This window comes from Dyella solisilvae (assembly GCF_003351225.1).
In the GTDB taxonomy this organism is placed as follows: Bacteria; Pseudomonadota; Gammaproteobacteria; order Xanthomonadales; family Rhodanobacteraceae; genus Dyella; species Dyella solisilvae.
Genome location: NZ_QQSY01000002.1, coordinates 404,722 through 423,415, shown reverse-complemented (window position 1 = coordinate 423,415; position 18,694 = coordinate 404,722). Strand labels below are relative to the sequence as shown.

16 protein-coding genes are annotated in these 18,694 nt (G+C 64.9%); 9 read left to right on the top strand and 7 right to left on the bottom strand.

What is annotated here, in order from left to right; genetic code table 11:
- Positions 1–857: 857 nt before the first annotated feature.
- The gene (locus DVT68_RS09175) at positions 858–1,451 is read right to left on the bottom strand and encodes a hypothetical protein (protein WP_147281691.1); all 594 of its coding nucleotides are present in this window, start codon (positions 1,449–1,451) and stop codon (positions 858–860) included.
- A gap of 531 nt (positions 1,452–1,982) precedes the next feature.
- Here DVT68_RS09175 and DVT68_RS09170 point away from each other — a divergent pair.
- The 8 genes from DVT68_RS09170 (at position 1,983) to DVT68_RS09135 (ending at position 10,170) form a co-directional block, all read left to right on the top strand.
- On the top strand, positions 1,983–2,846 hold the full coding sequence (locus DVT68_RS09170) for a Tll0287-like domain-containing protein (protein WP_199536016.1): 864 nt from the start codon (positions 1,983–1,985) through the stop codon (positions 2,844–2,846).
- Positions 2,847–2,849: 3 nt separating this feature from the next.
- Positions 2,850–3,533, top strand: a complete 684-nt coding sequence (locus DVT68_RS09165; RefSeq protein ID WP_114824768.1) for a toll/interleukin-1 receptor domain-containing protein — start codon at positions 2,850–2,852, stop codon at positions 3,531–3,533.
- A gap of 348 nt (positions 3,534–3,881) precedes the next feature.
- Positions 3,882–4,469 carry a hypothetical protein gene (locus DVT68_RS09160; protein ID WP_114824767.1) on the top strand — a complete coding sequence of 196 codons (588 nt, stop codon included), beginning with the start codon at positions 3,882–3,884 and terminating at the stop codon, positions 4,467–4,469.
- A gap of 393 nt (positions 4,470–4,862) precedes the next feature.
- Positions 4,863–5,819 carry a fatty acid desaturase gene (locus tag DVT68_RS09155; RefSeq protein WP_233523410.1) on the top strand — a complete coding sequence of 319 codons (957 nt, stop codon included), beginning with the start codon at positions 4,863–4,865 and terminating at the stop codon, positions 5,817–5,819.
- Between the two features lie 202 nt (positions 5,820–6,021).
- Positions 6,022–6,387, top strand: a complete 366-nt coding sequence (locus tag DVT68_RS09150; protein WP_114824766.1) for a VOC family protein — start codon at positions 6,022–6,024, stop codon at positions 6,385–6,387.
- A gap of 279 nt (positions 6,388–6,666) precedes the next feature.
- Positions 6,667–9,183, top strand: coding sequence for an ATP-dependent helicase HrpB (gene hrpB / locus DVT68_RS09145; RefSeq protein ID WP_114824765.1), 2,517 nt, complete (start codon positions 6,667–6,669; stop codon positions 9,181–9,183).
- Positions 9,184–9,297: 114 nt separating this feature from the next.
- Complete coding sequence (locus DVT68_RS09140) at positions 9,298–9,750, top strand: YybH family protein (RefSeq protein ID WP_233523409.1); 453 nt, start codon at positions 9,298–9,300, stop codon at positions 9,748–9,750.
- Positions 9,751–9,837: 87 nt separating this feature from the next.
- Positions 9,838–10,170, top strand: a complete 333-nt coding sequence (locus DVT68_RS09135) for a VOC family protein (RefSeq protein ID WP_114824764.1) — start codon at positions 9,838–9,840, stop codon at positions 10,168–10,170.
- A gap of 4 nt (positions 10,171–10,174) precedes the next feature.
- Here the strand turns inward: DVT68_RS09135 and DVT68_RS09130 are convergent, their stop codons facing one another.
- Entirely contained in the window at positions 10,175–11,161 is a 987-nt protein-coding gene (locus tag DVT68_RS09130; RefSeq protein ID WP_114824763.1) for a TolB family protein, read from the bottom strand.
- A gap of 234 nt (positions 11,162–11,395) precedes the next feature.
- Here DVT68_RS09130 and DVT68_RS09125 point away from each other — a divergent pair, with 234 nt between their 5' ends.
- Positions 11,396–13,384: a serine hydrolase domain-containing protein gene (locus tag DVT68_RS09125; RefSeq protein WP_233523408.1), complete on the top strand. Its 1,989-nt coding sequence runs from the start codon at positions 11,396–11,398 to the stop codon at positions 13,382–13,384.
- 82 nt (positions 13,385–13,466) lie between these two features.
- On the opposite strand, the gene DVT68_RS09120 is transcribed toward DVT68_RS09125, so the two are convergent.
- The 5 genes from DVT68_RS09120 to DVT68_RS09100 all read right to left on the bottom strand — a co-directional run bounded on the left by DVT68_RS09120 (position 13,467) and on the right by DVT68_RS09100 (position 17,930).
- A complete protein-coding gene (locus DVT68_RS09120; RefSeq protein WP_114824761.1) occupies positions 13,467–14,555 on the bottom strand; it encodes an NHL repeat-containing protein in 1,089 nt (362 codons plus the stop codon).
- Between the two features lie 179 nt (positions 14,556–14,734).
- Complete coding sequence (locus DVT68_RS09115) at positions 14,735–15,418, bottom strand: TorF family putative porin (RefSeq protein ID WP_158543477.1); 684 nt, start codon at positions 15,416–15,418, stop codon at positions 14,735–14,737.
- A 24-nt stretch (positions 15,419–15,442) separates the two neighbouring features.
- On the bottom strand, positions 15,443–16,720 hold the full coding sequence (locus DVT68_RS09110) for a S8 family peptidase (RefSeq protein ID WP_114824759.1): 1,278 nt from the start codon (positions 16,718–16,720) through the stop codon (positions 15,443–15,445).
- Positions 16,717–17,349, bottom strand: a complete 633-nt coding sequence (locus DVT68_RS09105) for a zf-HC2 domain-containing protein (protein WP_158543476.1) — start codon at positions 17,347–17,349, stop codon at positions 16,717–16,719. The genes DVT68_RS09110 and DVT68_RS09105 overlap by 4 nt, the downstream gene beginning before the upstream one ends.
- Complete coding sequence (locus DVT68_RS09100; RefSeq protein ID WP_114824757.1) at positions 17,346–17,930, bottom strand: RNA polymerase sigma factor; 585 nt, start codon at positions 17,928–17,930, stop codon at positions 17,346–17,348. The genes DVT68_RS09105 and DVT68_RS09100 overlap by 4 nt, the downstream gene beginning before the upstream one ends.
- Positions 17,931–18,694: the final 764 nt, after the last annotated feature.

Below are 18,694 nucleotides of genomic sequence, written 5' to 3'. Positions count from 1 at the left end.
CCCTCGATGCATCTAGGTGACGTGAAAGAGTGCGTCTGACGCTGGTTTCTTCAAGGGTGGAAGGTGGCTCATCTGGTGAAGGCCAATCACAACTGGGTCACCGTTAGTCGATGCATGTCGTAGATAGTTCCTATGGCCTATCGACGAGAGACATGAATGGGATGCGAGTTGCTTGCCGGAACCTGACGTCAAGGCCGACGCCAATCGATAGCCGAAGGAAGTGGCGCCGCTGCAACCGTGCCTATCAGATCAATCCGCACGGTCAGGCCCATGTGAACAGCCACGGCTTGGTAACCACGTAGCGTGGCAGGACGACGTCTGCACGTTGAGAACTCATCTCCTTGGCGACTTCCTCTTTGTTCGCGTGAAGAGGCTTGAACCTGCGCGGGATGAATGCTCGTTTCGACGTATCCATCAACGACGGCGCGGATGTTCCCTCAAGGCCGGCCAGGGAGTTTGAAGCTGGTAGCGAATTGCATCCGCTCTCGACCGGCTGAAGTCTCAACCCATCGCAGGCCTTGGAATAAAGCCGGATGCACGATGAAACTCGGGAGTGACATTGGCTAAATCATGGAGCTTGAATTGGCGCACGAGGGTTGTGATCGCATGCTTCGCAGTGGTTTATCTGCATATTCTCAGACCATGGAGCCAGCCCAATCCCTCGATGTCCGCTGATTCCTACTCTTGTACAGGCGCCGCGTTCACATTGGCCTTGCTTCCACGAGGGACCAGGCTTTGGATGGCTGTAGGAGCTGCGCTCGGCATAGGGCTGCTGATCTTGATCGTGGCTCTCCGGCGCAACTAGCGCACCGTCTGCTTCCGACTGGAAGGGAACCCACCCAAAGTACTGACCGGCCCTAAACCAGGTCGCTACCACTCAAAACGTCCGTCGTGCGCCCGGCAGGGGTGATCAAGAGATGCATGGGCAGTCTCGAGTTGATCGCTCTGGCGCAATCCGCGAAGTCGTTGATGGTTTCCCCGATGCGGATCCGCATTCCATTGCTGGCATACAGGATGATTTGCCCAGAGTCATTGTCCTGGGCGTACTTGGCTCGAACAACATCGGCGAATTCCATCTTCCTGAGGAAGAGCGCGCCCGTCCGTATGGATGTTGCGTCGAGTATCACGCGATAGCTGTAGAGGTATATGCCGAGCAAGGTGCTGACGAGGAAGTACGCTGCGACGACCACTTTTCCAGCGAACAGCATCGTGAGACTTGGCTGCGCCGCTATCAGGAAACCTAGCGCGTAGAGGCCAATGAGGCAGAAAAGCGGTGTGCCCATAGGCAACCGATATGTCGAATGCTCGCCCACCATCAAATCTCTGTGTCGTGCCATGGGTTGCAGCCCGGCTGTAGCTTGGCCCGGAAACGGGGCTGTGGCGCCCGATGCCAGGGAATGCGCGCCATGGGTCCTTCTCCCCCAAGTCTTCGTGGAGTATTCGCTGGCCATGGCGGATCTGGAAATAACAAAACGGCAGGAGCATGTAACGCCTGTGCATAAGCGACTTTTCGGGCGATCCAGCCCATAAGCGGCGTGTGTTCCAGCCGTGGTCTCCGGGTCGACGGTGGGGACTGCTTCCGGCCCGAAACGGAAGCGCCGTTCTGTCGTTGTCATTCAAATGGACGAAGCCCCGCGCAGCCTTGAATGCCCCGGCGCATCACCAGTGACGCTCGCCCACGGGTGCGGTCCATCCTGCCTTTGCGTTGCAGTTCGCGTCCCCGGCTTCCCGAGGGATAACTGTCGTGGTCGACCACCGCGGCACGGCTCTGCCTGGCCCTGGGTGTCTCGCCATGCCTATCTAAGCTATTGATGTAACGACGAAAGCACGGGCTGGCCTGGCGCCCGCTCCCTGCCGCTTTGTGCCATCATTCCCACGACGGCATGGATGGCGGATTTCTGGGGGCGTCGATGAACTTCCAACAGCCATGAATACAGTCGGGGCCGGGTCCGTGGACCTGCGCCCCAGTAGGGGGACCGAGCGTGCTGCTGCGGATCAACCTCATACTGCTAGTCGCCTTCGCGCTCGGCATGGCCGCGATCTCCCTGGTCGTGACTTCAACGCTGCAGGAAAACGCAACGCGCGAAGTCCTTGCCCAGGCCGGTCTGATGATCGACAGCGCTGCGGCCATTCGCACCTATACCGAGACCGAGATCGGGCCGTTGCTCGACGACAAGATGGCCAGCGCGTTCCGCCCGCAGAGCGTGCCGTTTTACGCAGCGACGCAACACTTCATCACGCTGCGCAAAGAGCACCCCGACTACGCGTACAAGGAAGCCACGCTCAACCCCACCAATCCACGCGACCGCGCGACGGACTGGGAAGCGGACATCGTGCAGCGCTTTCGCAATGACGGCGCTACCCGACAAGTAAGCGGTACACGTGAGACCCCCATGGGCAGAAGCCTTTACGTGGCGCGCCCGATCCGCGTCGAAGCTGGCTGCCTGGCCTGCCATAGCCTGCCTTCCGCGGCGCCTGCAACGATGCTCGCGCGCTATGGCAGCGACAACGGATTTGGATGGCAGCCAGATGAAGTCGTTGGCGCGCAGATCGTCTCAGTGCCGTTCGCCAGTGCGGAGGCCAACGCCGGGCGCGTCCGCCGCGAGGTGCTGACTGCCATCGGTGCGGTGCTCGCCAGCGTATGGCTGATCGTCAATGCTTCGCTCTATCTGCTGGTCATTCGCCCGGTTCGCCGGATCGCACGAATAGCCGACCAAGTGAGCCTCGGCGACACGGCGGCCCCCGATTTCCCGAAAGGCGGAGGGGCTGAGGTGACTGCCCTGTCGGCCGCCTTCAATCGCATGCGCAAGAGCCTGGACAAGGCGCTGCGAATGCTGGGCGGCTGAGCCATGACACACGATCTCTTCGTCAGCTATTCGCAGCCGGATCGTGAGGCTGCGTTTGCGCTGGTGCGCCGCCTGGAGGAACACGGCATCAGCGTCTGGATCGCGCCGCGTGACGTTTCCCCGGCGGCCGACTGGGCCGCCGAGATCATCGACGCGATTGCCAGTGCGCGGCTCATGGTCCTGGTTTTCTCCGGCAGCAGCAACGACTCGGACCAGGTGCGCCGCGAGGTGGAGCGCGCAGTGCACAAGCGCTTGCCTATCCTCCCGTTCCGGATAGAAGACGTAGTGCCATCGAAGAGCCTGGAGTATTTCCTCAGCACGCAACACTGGATGGATGCCTTTCCGTCTCCCCTTGAACCTCATATCGATCGTCTGTGCGATTACCTCGATACGTCCCTCGGAGGTTTCGCCATTCACGACAGTCACGCCACGCACGAGCCATCGCGAGCCGCCGGGCAAGCGGATTCCGGACGTCCGTCCGCCGGCGTCGACGCGGCTCACCTGCGGCTGCTGGAAGTAGAGCTAGCCAGGCGCATCGGCCCTGTGGCCGGACACCTCGTGCGCCGGGCGGCGCAGGCTTGTGGTGACCTGGACGACCTTGCGCGGCGACTGGCGCCGGAAATCGACAGCGAGCCGGAGCGACGGATTTTCCTGGAAGCCTGCTGGCGGATCGGCAAGGGCAAGTAGCCGTCCGGGCGCTACGGACGGCGCGAATACGTCGATAGCTCGGTGTGAAGGAGGGAGCTCGCCAATTTCGCCCCGTCGGCGCGTGGGTGTACCCGCTTTATTGCCGGGGGATGGACAGGGCGCGAGGTTCGAAAACCCGAACGTAGCTATTAGTGCGTCCTACGCGGTGGTGCATCCGCCATCACCCCGGTCGGAAGCCGCCGCCAGTGTCATTCCGGGCCACGCAGTGCTGAGCAAGCCGTTCCTGAAGTAATCTCTTCGAGTTTGATGCGAATGCCAAACCGTGCGCAGGCCACGGATTATCGGTAAGCCAACAGTGGCAGAGCGCCATCATGTGGGTCCCGCGCCATGACGAAAGTTTCCAGATTCCGTCAGCTTGTCTTTGCGTTGATCACGACATTGTTGACTGTGGGCGGTGTCCGGGCCGATGACCGCACGGCAGCCTCCGCTTGCCAGGAAGGTGTTGAACTCTTCCTGTCCAACCCGAGCAAACAGACGTTATCGACCCTTGATGGCGGCGATGACAGCGGATGCTGGGCTTTCGTCAGTTCAACAAGCGAAACGTTGGATCAATTGCTGTTGCATGTCGAAAGTGGGGACTTCTGGTCTGCCAGATTCCTGGCGGAGCACTTGAGTCAGCTTGATGGCGGAGAGCTGGAGGACAGCCTAGTTGCGCTTGGCCAATTTGGCGATCACCACGCGACCGAGTTGCTGAGGTACGCGAAAAATCGAGTGATATCCGATCGACAGATGGTTGATGCGTTGGTCATGCTTCCCCTGTCGCTGAGTGACGACTTTGACGCACAGCTGAGATGGATGAGGAACAGGCGTTCGCGTGTGGCGAGCGTCTATGACAATGACCTTGCGATTGAGCGTGCTCTTGCGCTGCGTAGCATCGATAGCCACATATCGGAGATAGAGGCGGCGCGCCGTTGATCGTTTTGCCCGCAAGAAGGTCGATCCAGGCGCCTTGTGACGCGTGCGGCTTGTCGGGGCGGCGCGCAGCTCGGTTGCCAAGTTCGAGGGTGACCCGCCGTTTCACCTCAATGGTTGCAGATTTCAGTCAGAGTGATCGAGATTCGAGTGCGCGCCGAATACCCCGCTGGCGATGATCACGCGTCCGGACCGCCACTCCGGTTATAGTCCGGGAAGCTCCGCTTCTGACCCTGGGCGCACCTAATGATCAAGGCGAGTGACGAGCGACCGTCGTGATCTCGTGCTGCCCTCGGGCTGTTGCAGCTTTCTGAAGCGCGCAAAGGGGCTTGCAGGTTGTGCAGTGGCTATTCTCTGCTTACGGAGGGAAGGATGGGTCCGCAGGTAGCAGTCGGAATGGATGACGCCAAAACCATGGCGGAACCGGGAACGGATCAGCATGTTCCCATCGACCTTCACGCGAATTTGACGTTACTCGGCGTGGTCGGGACCGCCGTACTGACACAACTCATCGCGTGGCCATTCCTGCTGCGGCACTGGGGAGCAAGTGCGCTGTGGGTCGCCGTCCCGCTCGTGGTGCTGACTCCGGCGCATTGGGGGCTGATCCATGAATCCATCCATGGGCGACTCCTGGAGCAGCGGCGGCTGAGCGAGTGGGTTGGAAGAGCGTTGGCCATCGCCCTCGCGTTGCCATTCGATGCGGTGCGCTTCGGTCACCTGATGCATCACCGTTTTACGCGGGAGTCCTATGACCGCCCGGACGTCCATGATGGCGCGACGCCTCACGTCCTTGCTAGTGTCGGCTATTACGCGCACTTGTTGGGCGGCATGTATCTGGGGGAAGTTGCGCTGCCGTTGCTCACCTTTCTGCCTTCAACCTGGGCGTGCCGACTCGTCGAGCACAAGCTTCGCAGCGAAGAGCCCACAGGACGGGACATCCAGCGGATGTTCGTTGCCTTTGCAGGTAACAAGGAGCGGCGCACTCGCATAAGGCGTGACTGGATGCTGTCGGTTGCGCTCTACGGCTGCGTCTTTTACTTCTATGGGGCGTGGTGGCCGGCGCTGGCCGTAACGATGGTCTTGCGAGGCATATGGATCTCTCTGGCCGATAACCTGCCGCACTACGATGTCACGCTTGACGAAGAGGGGCGGGCGCGCAATTTTCGCGCGCCGGCCATCTGGCGACCGGTGTTGATGAATCATCACCTTCACCGGTTGCACCATCAGCATCCATCGCTGCCGTGGACGGCGCTTCCGTTGATCGCTCGCCCAGCCTCCGAAGCTAGCGCCGCGGACGCCGGCTATTTCCGGGCAGCTTTGAGGCAATTTCGCGGGTTCGGCAGAGTACGTTAAGGGAGCCGTGATCGGGCCGCCGTCAGTCGTGGGCAGACACGAGAATTTCTCATCGTTCCGGCGCGGCGGAAGCAAGTCGTCGATTGAGTCTAATCCCTGCCTGGCTGTATCAAGCGCTGCTTGCGACCCGTAGCGGACGACTGGATCGCTGGCGTTCTTCCCTGCGCTCCGTGGGCGGTCGATCAAAGTAAGGTAGAGGCCAATGGTGATTCCCATCTTGATCGTGAGGGACATGGTTGAGGCCATGCGCTTTTACACGGCTGTACTGGATTTTCGGATTGCGTTTGCGTGGCCCGACGAGCGGGCCATCTACGCCGGACTCATGCGTGGCGCAGACGAAATGCATCTCGCACTTGCGACAAAAGAGGGCCATTACGGGCACGGTTCGGCGATCGTGCTCTGCGACGATGTCGACTCGGCGTTCGAGTCGTTCAGGGCGCGAGGCCTTGTCGTGCCGACACGTGCTGGATCGCCGGTGCACGATGCGCCGGTCGATCAGAGTTGGGGTACGCGCGAGGTATACATCGATGACCCCAGTGGCAACACCCTTGTGTTCCAGCAACGCTAGAACGGCCTGCGGTCGACCCGGGGTGGACAACCATTTTCGAAGGGGGCAAATAGACCCCGTCATATTCGGGCCGCCCCTGCTGGCGCTGGCGGCATCGGCGCTTTCGGGGGTGGTCAAGATCGAGGCGAAGAACGTGATGCTGGCGCGCTAGAGAAGAGCGTTCGCGCGTTTCGCTCCAGCCTTTCTCATGGGGAAGAGAAACCCGCCATTCAGCGCCAACGAGAGACCTTCCTCGGCTGGGCGGCCTGAGGGCAACGCCGCCCCGTTATCATTGGCGGGATGAGCAACTCGCCGTCCTTTCCCATTACCCCTGTGCTGCCGGAGATCAGCGCCTCGCTTGCCGCACATCCGCGGCTGGTGCTGGAGGCGCCGCCGGGCGCCGGCAAGACCACCCAGGTTCCACTGGCATTGCTCGGGCAGCCGTGGATGACCGGGCACAAGATCCTGGTGCTGGAGCCACGTCGCATCGCGGCGCGCGCCGCCGCGCAGTTCATGGCCAGGCAGCTGGGCGAGGAAGTGGGCCAGACGGTGGGCTACCGCATCCGCTTCGAGTCGCGGATCAGCGCCGCCACCCGTATCGAAGTGGTGACGGAAGGCATCCTTACCCGGCTGATCCAGGATGATCCCGAGCTCAATGGCATCGGCGCGATCCTGTTTGACGAATTCCATGAGCGACACCTCGCCGGTGATCTTGGCGTGGCGCTGGCGCTGGACGTGCAGGGCACCTTGCGCCCGGATCTGCGCATCGTGGTGATGTCCGCCACGCTCGATGGCGAGCGCATCGCGCAGTGGCTCGACGCGCCGCGCATCTCCAGCCCCGGCCGGAGTTTCCCGGTGCGGGTGGACTATCCGCCGGCCCGTGTGCAGGAGAGTGTGGAGCATCAGCTGGCGCGTATCGCACGGCAGGCGCTGGAAGAGAACGAGGGCGATGTGCTGGCGTTTCTGCCGGGGCGGCGCGAGATCGCGCGGACGCAAGCCGTGCTTGAGGCATCGCTGGACGAGCGCATCGAGATCGTGATGTTGCACGGCGAGCTGTCGATGGCCGAGCAGCAGGCGGCGCTGAGTCCGGCCGAGCCGGGCACGCGACGCGTGGTGCTCGCCACCAATGTGGCCGAGTCCAGCGTCACCCTGCCGGGCATCCGCGCGGTGGTGGACAGTGGCCTGGCGCGCGAGCCGCGCTTCGATCCCAACTCCGGCTTTACACGCCTGGAGACAGTGAATATCTCGCAGGCCTCCGCCGATCAGCGCGCCGGCCGTGCCGGCCGCGTCGCCGAGGGCACGGCGTATCGCCTGTGGCCGCAGAGCAAACGGCTGGACGCCTCGCGCACCGCGGAAATCGCCCAGGCCGAACTCTCCGGTCTCGCGCTGGAACTGGCGGCATGGGGCATCACCGCCGGCAGCGGCAATGATTTGTGCTGGCTCGATGCGCCGCCGTCAGGCGCGTTGGCGCAGGGTCGCGAGCTGCTGGTGCTGCTGGGTGCGCTGGCGGCCGACGGTCGCATCACCTCATTAGGCCGCGAGATGCTCGAACTGGGCGCCACGCCGCGCCTCGGCGCTGCCGCCCTGCGCGCGGCGCCTGAGTTGCGCGCACTGGTGGCGGACCTGCTGGCGTTGATGGAGGCGCGTTCGCCGCTGCGCGGCGAGTTGGCGCGCACCGACGATTTCCGCGCGCGCGTCACCGCGCTGCACGCCTGGCGCGATCGTCATACGGCCGGCGCGCGTGGCGGCGCCGATGCGGGCGCGCTGGCCGCGATCGAGCAGGCCAGCAAGGGCTGGCGCCGCCGGCTCGACGTCCGCAGCGCGGCTAGCGGCATGCCCGACAGCCACGCGGTGGGTGACCTGCTATTGCATGCATTCCCCGATCGCGTCGCGCGCCGCGACGACGGCAACCCCTTGCGCTACACGCTCGCCAACGGCCGTGGCGCGCGGCTGCACGAAAGCACCGCGCTGCTCGGCGAGCCCTGGCTGGTGGCGCTGGATCTTCGCTTCGAGGCGCGCGACAGCCTGATTCTCGCCGCGGCGCCGCTCGATCCGCGCGTGCTGGAGCGCGACTACCCGTCGCAGTTCCGGCGCGAGCGCGTGCTGCGCTGGAACGATCAGCGCAACGCGATGGAAGCCTTCGAGGAACATCGCTACGCCGCCATCGTGCTGGATCGTCGAAGTGTGCCGGTAACGGCGGAAGACGCGCTGCCCGCGCTGCTCGCGGCGATCCGCGCCAAGGGCGTCGACACGCTGCCGTGGAGCGACAACGCACGTCGCCTGCGGGCGCGCATGCAGGCGCTGCGTGCTTGGATGCCCGAGCTTGGCCTGCCGGATCTCTCCGATGAGGCCCTGCTCGCTTCGCTCGACGACTGGCTGGCGCCGTACCTCAACGGCAAGCGACGCATCGACGCCCTGAGCGCCGAGGAACTGTCGCAGGCGCTCGGCAGCCTGTTCGACTACGAACAGCGCCGCCAGCTCGACGCGCAGGTGCCCGAAAGCCTGACGGTGCCCAGCGGCATGAGTCGCCGCCTCGACTACGCGGAAGGCGAACCGCCTGTGCTCGCGGTGAAGCTGCAGGAGCTGTTCGGCCTCGCCGATACTCCGCGCATCGCCAACGGTCGCATTCCGGTGACTTTGCACTTGCTGTCGCCGGCTGGCCGCCCGATCCAGGTCACACAGGACCTCAAGGGCTTCTGGGAGCGCACTTATCCGGAAGTGAAAAAAGAGCTGAAGGGGCGCTACCCGCGCCACCCCTGGCCGGATGATCCGTGGACGGCGGCTCCCACCCACCGCGCCAAGCCGCGGGGTACCTGAGGCGAGGGTGCGCGCGCCACCCTTGGATCGATGGTGAGGTGAGATGCGCGTGGTAAGTTTGCCGCGCAACCAACCACATGGGGACGAGGCATGCAGCGCAAGGGATTTTCAGGCTTGATCGCATGGATGGTGGCGATGGTCGCGTTCGCCGGCATCGCGCCGATGGCGCGGGCCGCAACGGACGACGCAGCGACGATCCGCCAGATCATGCTCGACCAGCAGGCGGCATGGAATCGCGGCGACATCGTCGCCTTCATGCAGGCCTACAACGACGCTACCGACACCACTTTCATCGGCTCCCGGATTCGCCACGGCTATCGCCCGATCCTGGAGAACTACCAGAAGAACTACGCCTCGAAAGAACAGATGGGTACGCTCAGCTACTCGGACATCGAGGTACGGTTGCTGCCGTGCGCCGATGGCGTCGCAACCTACGCCATGGTGACGGGCCGCTTCCATCTCGAGCGTACCGCCCATGGCGATGCCGGCAAGGACGACGGCGTCTATTCGCTGTTGTGGCAGCGGACGGCCAGCGGCTGGAAGATCGTCCTCGACCACAGCAGCTGACGAGTGGTCGGCCCGACGGCGGGCTGACGGCGCGCCTTCGTCGCGCCCGCGCGGCGCACGAAGGCGCGGCGATCGATGGAGGGTGTCATGTCCGCAGAGATCCGCGCTTCGCGTGATGTGATCGTCCGCACCGAGCGGTGGGGAGAAGCCATGGCCTTCTACGGCGAGGTGCTCGGCCTGGCCATGACGCCGGCGGGCGATGCGCTCGCCCGCTTCGAGACTGGTGCCTTCGCCCTGTATGTGGAGCGCGGCAGCGCGCATGGCCCGGTGTTCGAGTTCCTGGTCGACGACGTCGCGGCGACCAGGGATCGTCTGCTCGCCGCCGGCTGCACCCTGGTCGAGGAGGATGCATCGGTTCCGCGCTGCTACTTGCGCGATCCGTTTGGCCTCATCTTCAACCTCGGACGGGCCAGCGCGTGAGTGATCAACCGCCGCCGTGGTGCGCGTCGAGCCAAGGCGCCAGCGACACGGCCCAGATGTTGTCGCTGCCGTTGTCCCACGCCTGCATGCGCGCGAGGTCCTGTGCAGCCTGTTCGCGCGTGCGCGGGTAATTCACCTTCACCGAGCGCGTGCTGCTGAAGTACAGGGTGCGGTGATCCGGACCCAGGTGCGAACCCCACGGGCCCTTCGCGTTGATCACGGGGCCCAGGTCGATCGGCTTGCCCCAGGCCTCGCCCTCGCGAAAGGCGATATAGAGCCGATCCGGATCGTCCTTGCCGGTGAAATTGGCGTCGAACACGATGAACGATTCATCGGGCGCGATGGCCGGGTCGAGCTTGTGGGCCGCGGCGTCGCCCAGCGGCACGGCTACGGGCGGCAGATAGTGGCCGTCCCTGTACTGCGAGCGGAACAGGCGGAAGTCGCCATCGCCGCCGGGCCGCTGGAAGTACACGCTGCCGTCGGCGGCGATGCTCGGCGCATAGGTGCGCGTGCTGCTGTTGACGCTATCTGGCAATCGCGCCGGTTTGCCCCAGCCATTGCCTTGGCGGTTCACCCGCCACAGGTGTCCGCCCGAGCCGGGACTCACCTTGCCGTTGGCCATCACCGCATCGAGTGGCTTGCCGCCCTCGGCGTCAGGTCGGTTGGAGCTGAAGATCAGGAACGATCCATCCGGCGCCATGGCCGGATCGTGGTCCAGCCACTGGCCCGAGAAAGGCGCGATCTGCGGCGACGTCCAGACGTCGTTGATCTTGTGCGAGACGAGGATCACCGCATTCGGCCAACTGATGCGATCGAAGAACACCGTGTCGCCGTCAGGCGTGAACGCCGCGGAGTCTTCGTTGGCCGGGCCGGATATCACTCCGGGAGCGAAGATCTCGGGAGTGGGCGAATCGATGGGGGCGGCGGACAACGCCGTGGCTACGAATGCCGCGCACGCGGCGGCGCAACGCAAACCTGTCACACGATTCATGAGGCCGGTCCTTCTCGGGGAGTGGGGAAAACGGCTGGTGCAACCTTGCGGTGGCGGATTCTGGCGCGATCGCCATGGCGACCGGACGTGCTTGAAGTCATGCGCGCACTGGCAACCACGGGCAGCCTGTGTAGACTCCCTCGGGCCACCATCCACTTTCGCCGCACCGAATCCGGCTTGCCGGTCCGGAGCCTGCCGACAGCAGAGCGTTCCCTCCCGCCACGAGGTACCTCCATGTTGATGCGATGCGTTGCCTTCCTTGGTTTGCTTTGCCTCGCCATGCCATCGCTGGCCGCCACGCCGCCGGCGAACGCGGCCAGCGCCGTGGTGACGGAGAAGGCGGACACGCCAAGGACCACCTCCTCAGGCACGCAGTTCGTGGCGCCGGGCGGGTGGACCGTTCGCGCCAGCGGTCCGAAGATCACGCTCAGTCCACCGGAGTCGGGCTCGCAGGCGGTGCTGGTGGACGTCGCGGCGACTGATCCCGACGCCGCAGTGGCTCAGGCCTGGAAACTCTATGCACCGGCGAAGACCTGGCCGCTGGAAGTGGCGAATGACCTGTCGCCGCGTGACAACTGGGACCAGATCCGCGTCTACGACTACGAAACCTCGGCCAACGACAAGCGCAGCGTGACCGCCATCGCCTATCGACGCGACGGCCAGTACACGGTGCTGATCTACGACTTCGACAATGCCGTCGGCGAGAAGCGCGCGTCGCAGTTGCGCGCCATCTACGACCGCCTGCTGCCCAAGGGGTACAAGCGCGAGAGTTTCGCCGGACGCAAGGCGCACCCGCTGGACGCTGCGCGCGTGGAGACGTTGAAGAGCTTCGTCAACGACGCGCGCAAGGCGTACGACGTGCCGGGCGTCGCGATCGGCCTGATCGACCATGGCAAGGTGGTGTTCGCCGGTGGCCTGGGCGTGCGCGAGATCGGCAAGCCCGAGCCCGTCGACGCCGACACGTTGTTCATGATCGCCTCCAACACCAAGGCGTTGACCACGTTGATGCTGGCGCGCCTTGTCGACCAGCAGAAGTTCGGCTGGAACACGCCGGTGGTGGAAGTGATGCCTTCGTTCAAGCTCGGCGACGCGCAGACCACCCGGGAGGTGCAGATGCGCCACCTGATCTGCGCCTGCACAGGCATGCCGCGGCAGGACATGGAATGGCTTTTCAACAGCCGCGACGCCACGCCGGAAAGCGTGCTCAAGGCGCTGGCCGGGATGCAGCCGACCAGCAAGTTCGGCGAACTGTTCCAGTACTCCAACCTGATGGCGGCGGCGGCAGGCTACGCCGGCGCGCACGTGCTCTATCCGAACCTGGAACTGGGCGCCGCATACGATCTCGCCATGCAGAAGCAGGTGTTCGACCCGCTGGGGATGCGCCTGACCACGTTCGACTACGACCGCGCCTTGCTGGGCGACCACGCCACGCCGCATGGGCGCGACGTGGATGGACACACCGCCGTGGCGAGCATGGGACTCAACGACTCGATCCGCGCGGCGCGCCCTGCAGGCGCAGCATGGAGCGCGGTGAGCGACATGCTGCGCTACGTGCAGATGGAGCTCAGCGACGGCCTGCTACCTGACGGTCAGCGCTACGTGTCGAAAGATTCGCTGCTGGAGCGGCGAAAGCCCAACGTGGCGATGGGCACAACCGCTACTTACGGCATGGGCCTGGTGGTTGACCACACCTGGGGCATCCCGGTGGTGCACCACGGCGGCGACATGGCAGGTTTCCACTCCGACATGTTGTGGCTGCCCGATCAGGACGTGGGCGCCGTGATTCTCACCAACGCCGACAGTGGGTACTACCTGCGCGGTCCGTTCCAGCGGCGCCTGCTGGAAGTGTTGTTCGATGGCAAGCCGCAGGCGCAAGGCGACATCAATGCTGGGGTCAAACGGCTCAAGGCGGAGATCGCCGCCGAACGTCGCCGCCTGGCGGTGCCGGCCGACCCGGCCGCAGTGGCTGGGCTGGGGACGGTGTATCGCAATGCGGCGCTGGGCAGCATCCAGGTGCAGCATGACGGCAAGTCCACGGTGTTCGACTTTGGCCAGTGGCGCAGCGAAGTGGCCACGCGCAAGAACGACGATGGAAGCGTGTCGTTCGTGACGATTTCGCCTTCCGTCGATGGTTTCGAATTCGTCGTGGCCAATGCGGGCGGCAAGCAGCGGCTCGTGCTGCGCGATGGCCAGCACGAGTACGTGTATGTGGCGGCGCCTTAGGGTAAGTCCAACTCCGCGGACGCAAGCAAGGCCCCACCCGGGAGTGGGGCCTTGGGCCGCATGAACCGCAGCCGGTGAATGATCAGAACGCAAACGGCGGCGTCAGGCCAGTGAAGTCGTCGATGACCTTGGCGTCGTAGGGTCCATTGAGTTCATTGAAGCCCGAACCGGGTGCGTTCAGCGCGCCCTGGTCGAACACGATGTGCTTGTTCTTGTCGATCTCGATCACGCGATCATTGAACTGGTCGCTGATCAGCGTGTTGCCGTTGCGAAGGCGTACGGCGCGCGTCGGCAGCGGAGCGGGATTGCTGCCCGCCTCGGTGTTGGTGAAGTACTGCCACACCACGTTGTCATGGCCGTCGACCTCGACGATGCGGTTGTTGTTGGAGTCGGTGATCAGCGTGTCGCCGTTGGGGAGTCGGCTGGCGAAGGCCGCGCCGCTCACCGAGCCCCCGGCGGTGAACTGGGCGACCAGGCTCCCGCCAACGGTGATCTCGATGACCCGGTTGTTGTTCTCATCGGCGATCAGGATGTGGCCATTCGCCAGCACCTCGGCGCTGTTGGGGTTGTTGAGCAGGTTCGGGCCCAGTCCGCTGACACCGGTGGTGCCGTATTGCCATTCGATCTGGTGCTTGAGGTTGACCAGGATGATGCGCTGGTTCGCCTGATCAGCGATCAGCACGGCCGGCCCCGGATGCGAAGGGAAGCTCTGCACGTAGAGCGATTGCACCGGCGTGTTGAGCTGGTTCGGTCCGGAGCCGGCGACGCCGGCCTGGCCGTACTGCCACACGATGTTGCCCTGTGGGCCGACCAGGAACACGCGGTTGTCAGGGCAGCCATTGACCACGTCCGAGCAACCCGGCAAGCCCGGCGGTGTGCCGGTGCCGGAGACCAGCGTGAAGCTTCCCACGCGCTCCGCGTCATTGGTGCCTACCACGCTGTGCGGACCGGGCAGGTCCGAGCCGTTGCCGAACTGCCACACCACCTTGTGGGTAGCCGGATCGACCTCGATGACACGGTTGTTGAACTGGTCGGCGATCAGGATGTGGCCTGCGCCGTTGCCAGCGGCGGCCACCGGAGGTGAATAGAGCAGCGGCGCCGCGAGCGCGGTCATCACCATGGTGGCGATGAGGCGGAGGGGCAGGGGGGTGCGGGGAGATACGCGTGCCATGGGGAATTCCTCCTGGGGGTTGGAAGGAAAAGGGCGCATCCATGCCTGCCGCGTCATGCGCGGAGCGGGGGCGTCGTCAGGTGACGCGGCCGTGGGGGAGGCGGTAGGCGTGGCGCCGTGGCATCAGGCGATGCCGCTTCCCTTCCTCAATTGCTTGCGGGCGATGCTCGCGGCGCCGGTTACCAGGCGTAGGAAAGGCTGGCGATCCAAGCGTCCCGGCTCACGCTTTCATCCACCGGATAACCGAAGAAATAACTCGAACCGTGCGAGCCGAGCACGCCCGACCAGCCCAGCTGAAAGTCGAACGGCTTGAGCGTGAAACCAAGTCCGGCATGGAGGTCCGTGCGATAGCGGGTAGTGTGGTCGGTGCTCAACTCGCCGTTGCGCCGCAGCCAGCCGACGTGACCGAACAGGTACCAGTGCGTTGATAGCGGCTGGCTGCCGTCCAGATCCAGGTACCACGCGGGCACGCCGGAATTGAAGTAATCCGGCGTGTAGTACAGGCGGGCCACCAGCCGCTTCCATGCGAGGCCGCCATAGGCTTCGGCGTAGGGGTAGGCGTCGTGTCCGGTGAAGCGGCTGTAGGTCAGGCCCGCCTCCCAGCTGAAATCCGCGCCAAGACGCTGCGCATAGCCGCCATAGCCGAGCAGTTGCGCGACGTCCTTCTGTTCCACGCGCGCGCTCGACAGCATGCCGCCGGCGTACCATCCGCTGGAAAGTGCGTCGAAGTTGATCGACGCCTGCGCCGCCGGCTTGTCGTCGCTGAGCGATACGCCACGAAAGCGGTAGTCGGAGAGCAGCGTCGCGTTGCCCGAGACCTGCGCATGGGCCCCGACCGCGACGCAAGCGATACCGACTGCCACGAGCGTTCGTAACACGGCGCGTACTCATCGGCGCGGCACCGATGTGGAGGCATTCGCCGTGGCGCATCCGCAGGTGCAGTTGCCGCTAGCCTGCGCCACGGCCGCACATGCGTCGATCACCGCAGGCCGCAATGTCGCCAAGCCTACTGCACTTCGCGCGGCCAGAGCGTGCTGCAAGGCTTGCGGCGAGATATCCGGCGACAGTTCGCGCACCAGCGCCACCAGCCCGCTGACCTCGGCAGCGGCGTACGAGGAGCCAGACACCAGGTCCCAGCGCGCGCCGGGCAGGGTGGTGGGTATGTCCTCGCCGGGCGCGCGCAGCAGGCCGGGGATGGCAGCCGCGCTGCTCCGCTCGTCGGCGATCGGCAGCACGCCGGGCAGCGAGGCGGGGAAGCCGCCATCCGCGATGCCGGGATCAACGGCGGCAATCACGGTGACGTGTCGCGCGATGGCGGTGTCCAGCAGGCGCTCGAGCAAATGATCGTGCGGGCCGGCCAGGCTGAGGTTCACCACGGTCGCGTGGTTTTCCAGCGCAAACTGCAAGGCCTTGGCGAGCGTGAAACTGTCGCAATTGGCGGCGGCGTTGCCGTCCGCCTCCTGCCAACAGGCGCGCAGCGCGAGCAGGCGTGCGTGCGGCGCGACGCCGACGATGCCTACGCCGTTGCCTTCCTGCGCCACGATGATGCCGGCGACTTCGGTGCCGTGAAGTTCGGCGCGATAGTCGCCGTCACCCACGAAATTGTGCGTTTGCGCCACCTGACCGGTGAGGTCGGGGTTGGTGGTGTCGACGCCGCTGTCGAGCTCGGCCACGGTGACGTTGCGGCCGGTGGTCATGGCGTGAAGCTCGGCGAGATGCCATTGGCTGGCCGTGGGTTGCAGCGCATAGAGCGGATCGCGACCGGCCAGCACATGGAATCGCTGCATCGGTTCGGCCGACTCCACGCGCGCGTCGCGTTCGAGCAGTTTCGCCACCAGCGTGGTGCTCTGCCCGTCGCTGGTGCGCATCACGAAGCAGTCCAGCCCGAGCGCCGGCATCGGCCAGCTGTCTTTCACCTGCAGCCCGTACTCGCGCGCCAGTTGCCGCGCCACGCGCTCGCGGCCGCTTTCGTCGGCAGACGCGCTGTAGTTGCCCGCGTAACCATCGGTGGCGTGCAGATGCGGCGGCGCGGCGCGCAGCATCACCAGCAGTTGCGCGCCGTCATCCTGGGTCGCGTAGGTCATGTCCGCTTGTGCAGCATGCGCGGACGCGCTGGCGGCCAGCCACAGCCCGCACAGCACGATGGCCGCGTAAAGCCGTTTCATGGCTGTGCTCCGCCGTCCAGGCTTTCAACCAGCGTCACGTGCCCCGAGCCTTGCAACTGGCTGCGCGCGGCCGCCGCGCCGCTGCTCGGCAGAGAAATCAGATAGGCGCCCGCTTCGGTGGGGCCGCCGACGATATGCGCGTGGCTATCACGCACGAGCTGGCGCATCTGCGCCTCGCTGGTCTGCGGGTCGAACACCACCACCAGCACGGCATTGGCAGGCTCCGCGCCGCCCAGCGTGTGGTAGCCGGCTGCGCGCTGGTGAAACAGGCTGGCGCCGAGCACGATGATCAACGCCGCCTGCGCCACAGCAAGCCAGCCCAGCCGCCAGCCCTGACGCCACCAGGGCGTCGGCGCCGTGGCGTGCACGTGCAGTGTCTCGTTGGCCAGCCGGCGACGCAGACGGCGCGCGGCGCGGGTGACGTCCGCCGCGGGCGCGTCGTCCTCGGCGTATTGCTCCTGCAGTCCACGCAGCCACGCCGCTTCGTGCTGGCATGGCGGGCACTCGGCAAGGTGCTGCTCGACCAGTGCGCGTTCGTCCTCGTCCAGCGTGCCGTTCACCCACCACGGCAGCAGGCGGTCGACCTGCGCGTGCGCGGAGCCTTCGAACTTGATGACCCGACCGTTCATATGGCCTCCCTGCGCGAGGCCAGCCATCGCTTGAGCTTGCGTCGCGCGTAAAACATCCGCGTCTTCACCGTATCGACCGGGCAACCCATGATCTGCGCGATCTCGCGGCAGGCGTAGCCGAAGTAATAGGTGAGCTCCATCACCGTGCGCTGTTCCGGCGACAGCGTGGCGAGCGCGGCATCGAGATGCTGGCGAAGCTCCAGGTGCTGCAATTCGTCATCGGGACCGGGGGCGGCGGCTTCAACGCCCTCGTCGAGTTCGACTTCCGAAAGGCTGCCGAGCCGCTTGAGCGTCTTGAGCGACTGGCGGTAAGCGATGGCAAGGATCCAGGTCGACACCTTGGCGGCGTGATTGAAGGTGTAGGCCTTGCGCCAGACCACCATCATCGTGTCATCGAGCACTTCCTCGACCAGCGCGGGTTGCCGCGTGATGCCGCTGACGAAGCGCTGCAGGCGCGGGCCGTACAGGCGGTAGAGCGTCTCGAACGCCTCCATGTCCTCGGAGGCGACGCGGCTCAGCAGCGTCGCTTCATCGCAGTCGCTGGCGCGGGGTCGTGCCGGTTGGGTTGGCCCGTGGAGCATGGCGGCATCCGGAAGCCTTCGTCCTGCCTATGCGTTCGTACCCGGTGGGGGGATTCTGGTTCAATTTGATCGCAGGGGCCAATGGGATTCGAGGTTTGCTCCCGGATAGCTCGTGTCGATGTGCTCCGCTTGGCGCCATCCCAGCGACGGCCTCTCCTACCCGTCATCCCAGCGAAGGCCTGTCCTACTCGTCATCCCAGCGAAGGCTGGGATCCAGTGCCTTTTGCTCTTGGTTTGAGGGTGCCTCCTGGTTGCTCGCCTGCGGCGGGCTTCCGCTCGTCTGCCGACGAGCGGGTCACTTTTCTCTGTGTGGCCAGAGAAAAGTAACCAAAAGAGAGGCCACCCCGATGGCGCGCCTTCCGGGCTTCGCCCTCCAGGTCCGCGGGCGGGTTACGGGGTTTGCCGACAGGGCTTCCTGCCCTGACGTCAAACTGGCCGGCATCCCTGCCGGCCACCCTTCGGGCTATTCCTCCACCCGCCCGCTCGCGCCATAGGGGAGGGGGTCAAGAGCCGAAGCCAAAAGCGAAAAGCGAAAAGCGAAAAGCGAAAAGCGAAAAGCTAAGAGCCAAGAACCAAGCGCCAAGCGCCAAGCGCCAAGCGCGAAATAGTCTCCATAGGAGCCTTGGGGTTTTGCGACGCGATGTGTCGCGAAGCGGCACGAGCCGTCGCCCAAACCCCTGTGAGGCGGTGAGGGGTGGACGATCAGGCCCCGCAGGGGTGCCTGGCATGGACGCCAGGTACTTTTCGTCAGGGCAGGATGCCCT

Bases quoted from the DNA above. Each gene is read 5' to 3' on its own strand.
- DVT68_RS09175 (WP_147281691.1), bottom strand. From the start codon at position 1,451: ATGGCCAGCGAATACTCCACGAAGACTTGGGGGAGAAGGACCCATGGC.
- DVT68_RS09165 (WP_114824768.1), top strand. From the start codon at position 2,850: ATGACACACGATCTCTTCGTCAGCTATTCGCAGCCGGATCGTGAGGCT.
- DVT68_RS09160 (WP_114824767.1), top strand. From the start codon at position 3,882: ATGACGAAAGTTTCCAGATTCCGTCAGCTTGTCTTTGCGTTGATCACG.
- DVT68_RS09155 (WP_233523410.1), top strand. From the start codon at position 4,863: ATGGATGACGCCAAAACCATGGCGGAACCGGGAACGGATCAGCATGTT.
- DVT68_RS09150 (WP_114824766.1), top strand. From the start codon at position 6,022: ATGGTGATTCCCATCTTGATCGTGAGGGACATGGTTGAGGCCATGCGC.
- hrpB (WP_114824765.1), top strand. From the start codon at position 6,667: ATGAGCAACTCGCCGTCCTTTCCCATTACCCCTGTGCTGCCGGAGATC.
- DVT68_RS09135 (WP_114824764.1), top strand. From the start codon at position 9,838: ATGTCCGCAGAGATCCGCGCTTCGCGTGATGTGATCGTCCGCACCGAG.
- DVT68_RS09130 (WP_114824763.1), bottom strand. From the start codon at position 11,161: ATGAATCGTGTGACAGGTTTGCGTTGCGCCGCCGCGTGCGCGGCATTC.
- DVT68_RS09125 (WP_233523408.1), top strand. From the start codon at position 11,396: ATGTTGATGCGATGCGTTGCCTTCCTTGGTTTGCTTTGCCTCGCCATG.
- DVT68_RS09120 (WP_114824761.1), bottom strand. From the start codon at position 14,555: ATGGCACGCGTATCTCCCCGCACCCCCCTGCCCCTCCGCCTCATCGCC.
- DVT68_RS09110 (WP_114824759.1), bottom strand. From the start codon at position 16,720: ATGAAACGGCTTTACGCGGCCATCGTGCTGTGCGGGCTGTGGCTGGCC.
- DVT68_RS09105 (WP_158543476.1), bottom strand. From the start codon at position 17,349: ATGAACGGTCGGGTCATCAAGTTCGAAGGCTCCGCGCACGCGCAGGTC.
- DVT68_RS09100 (WP_114824757.1), bottom strand. From the start codon at position 17,930: ATGCTCCACGGGCCAACCCAACCGGCACGACCCCGCGCCAGCGACTGC.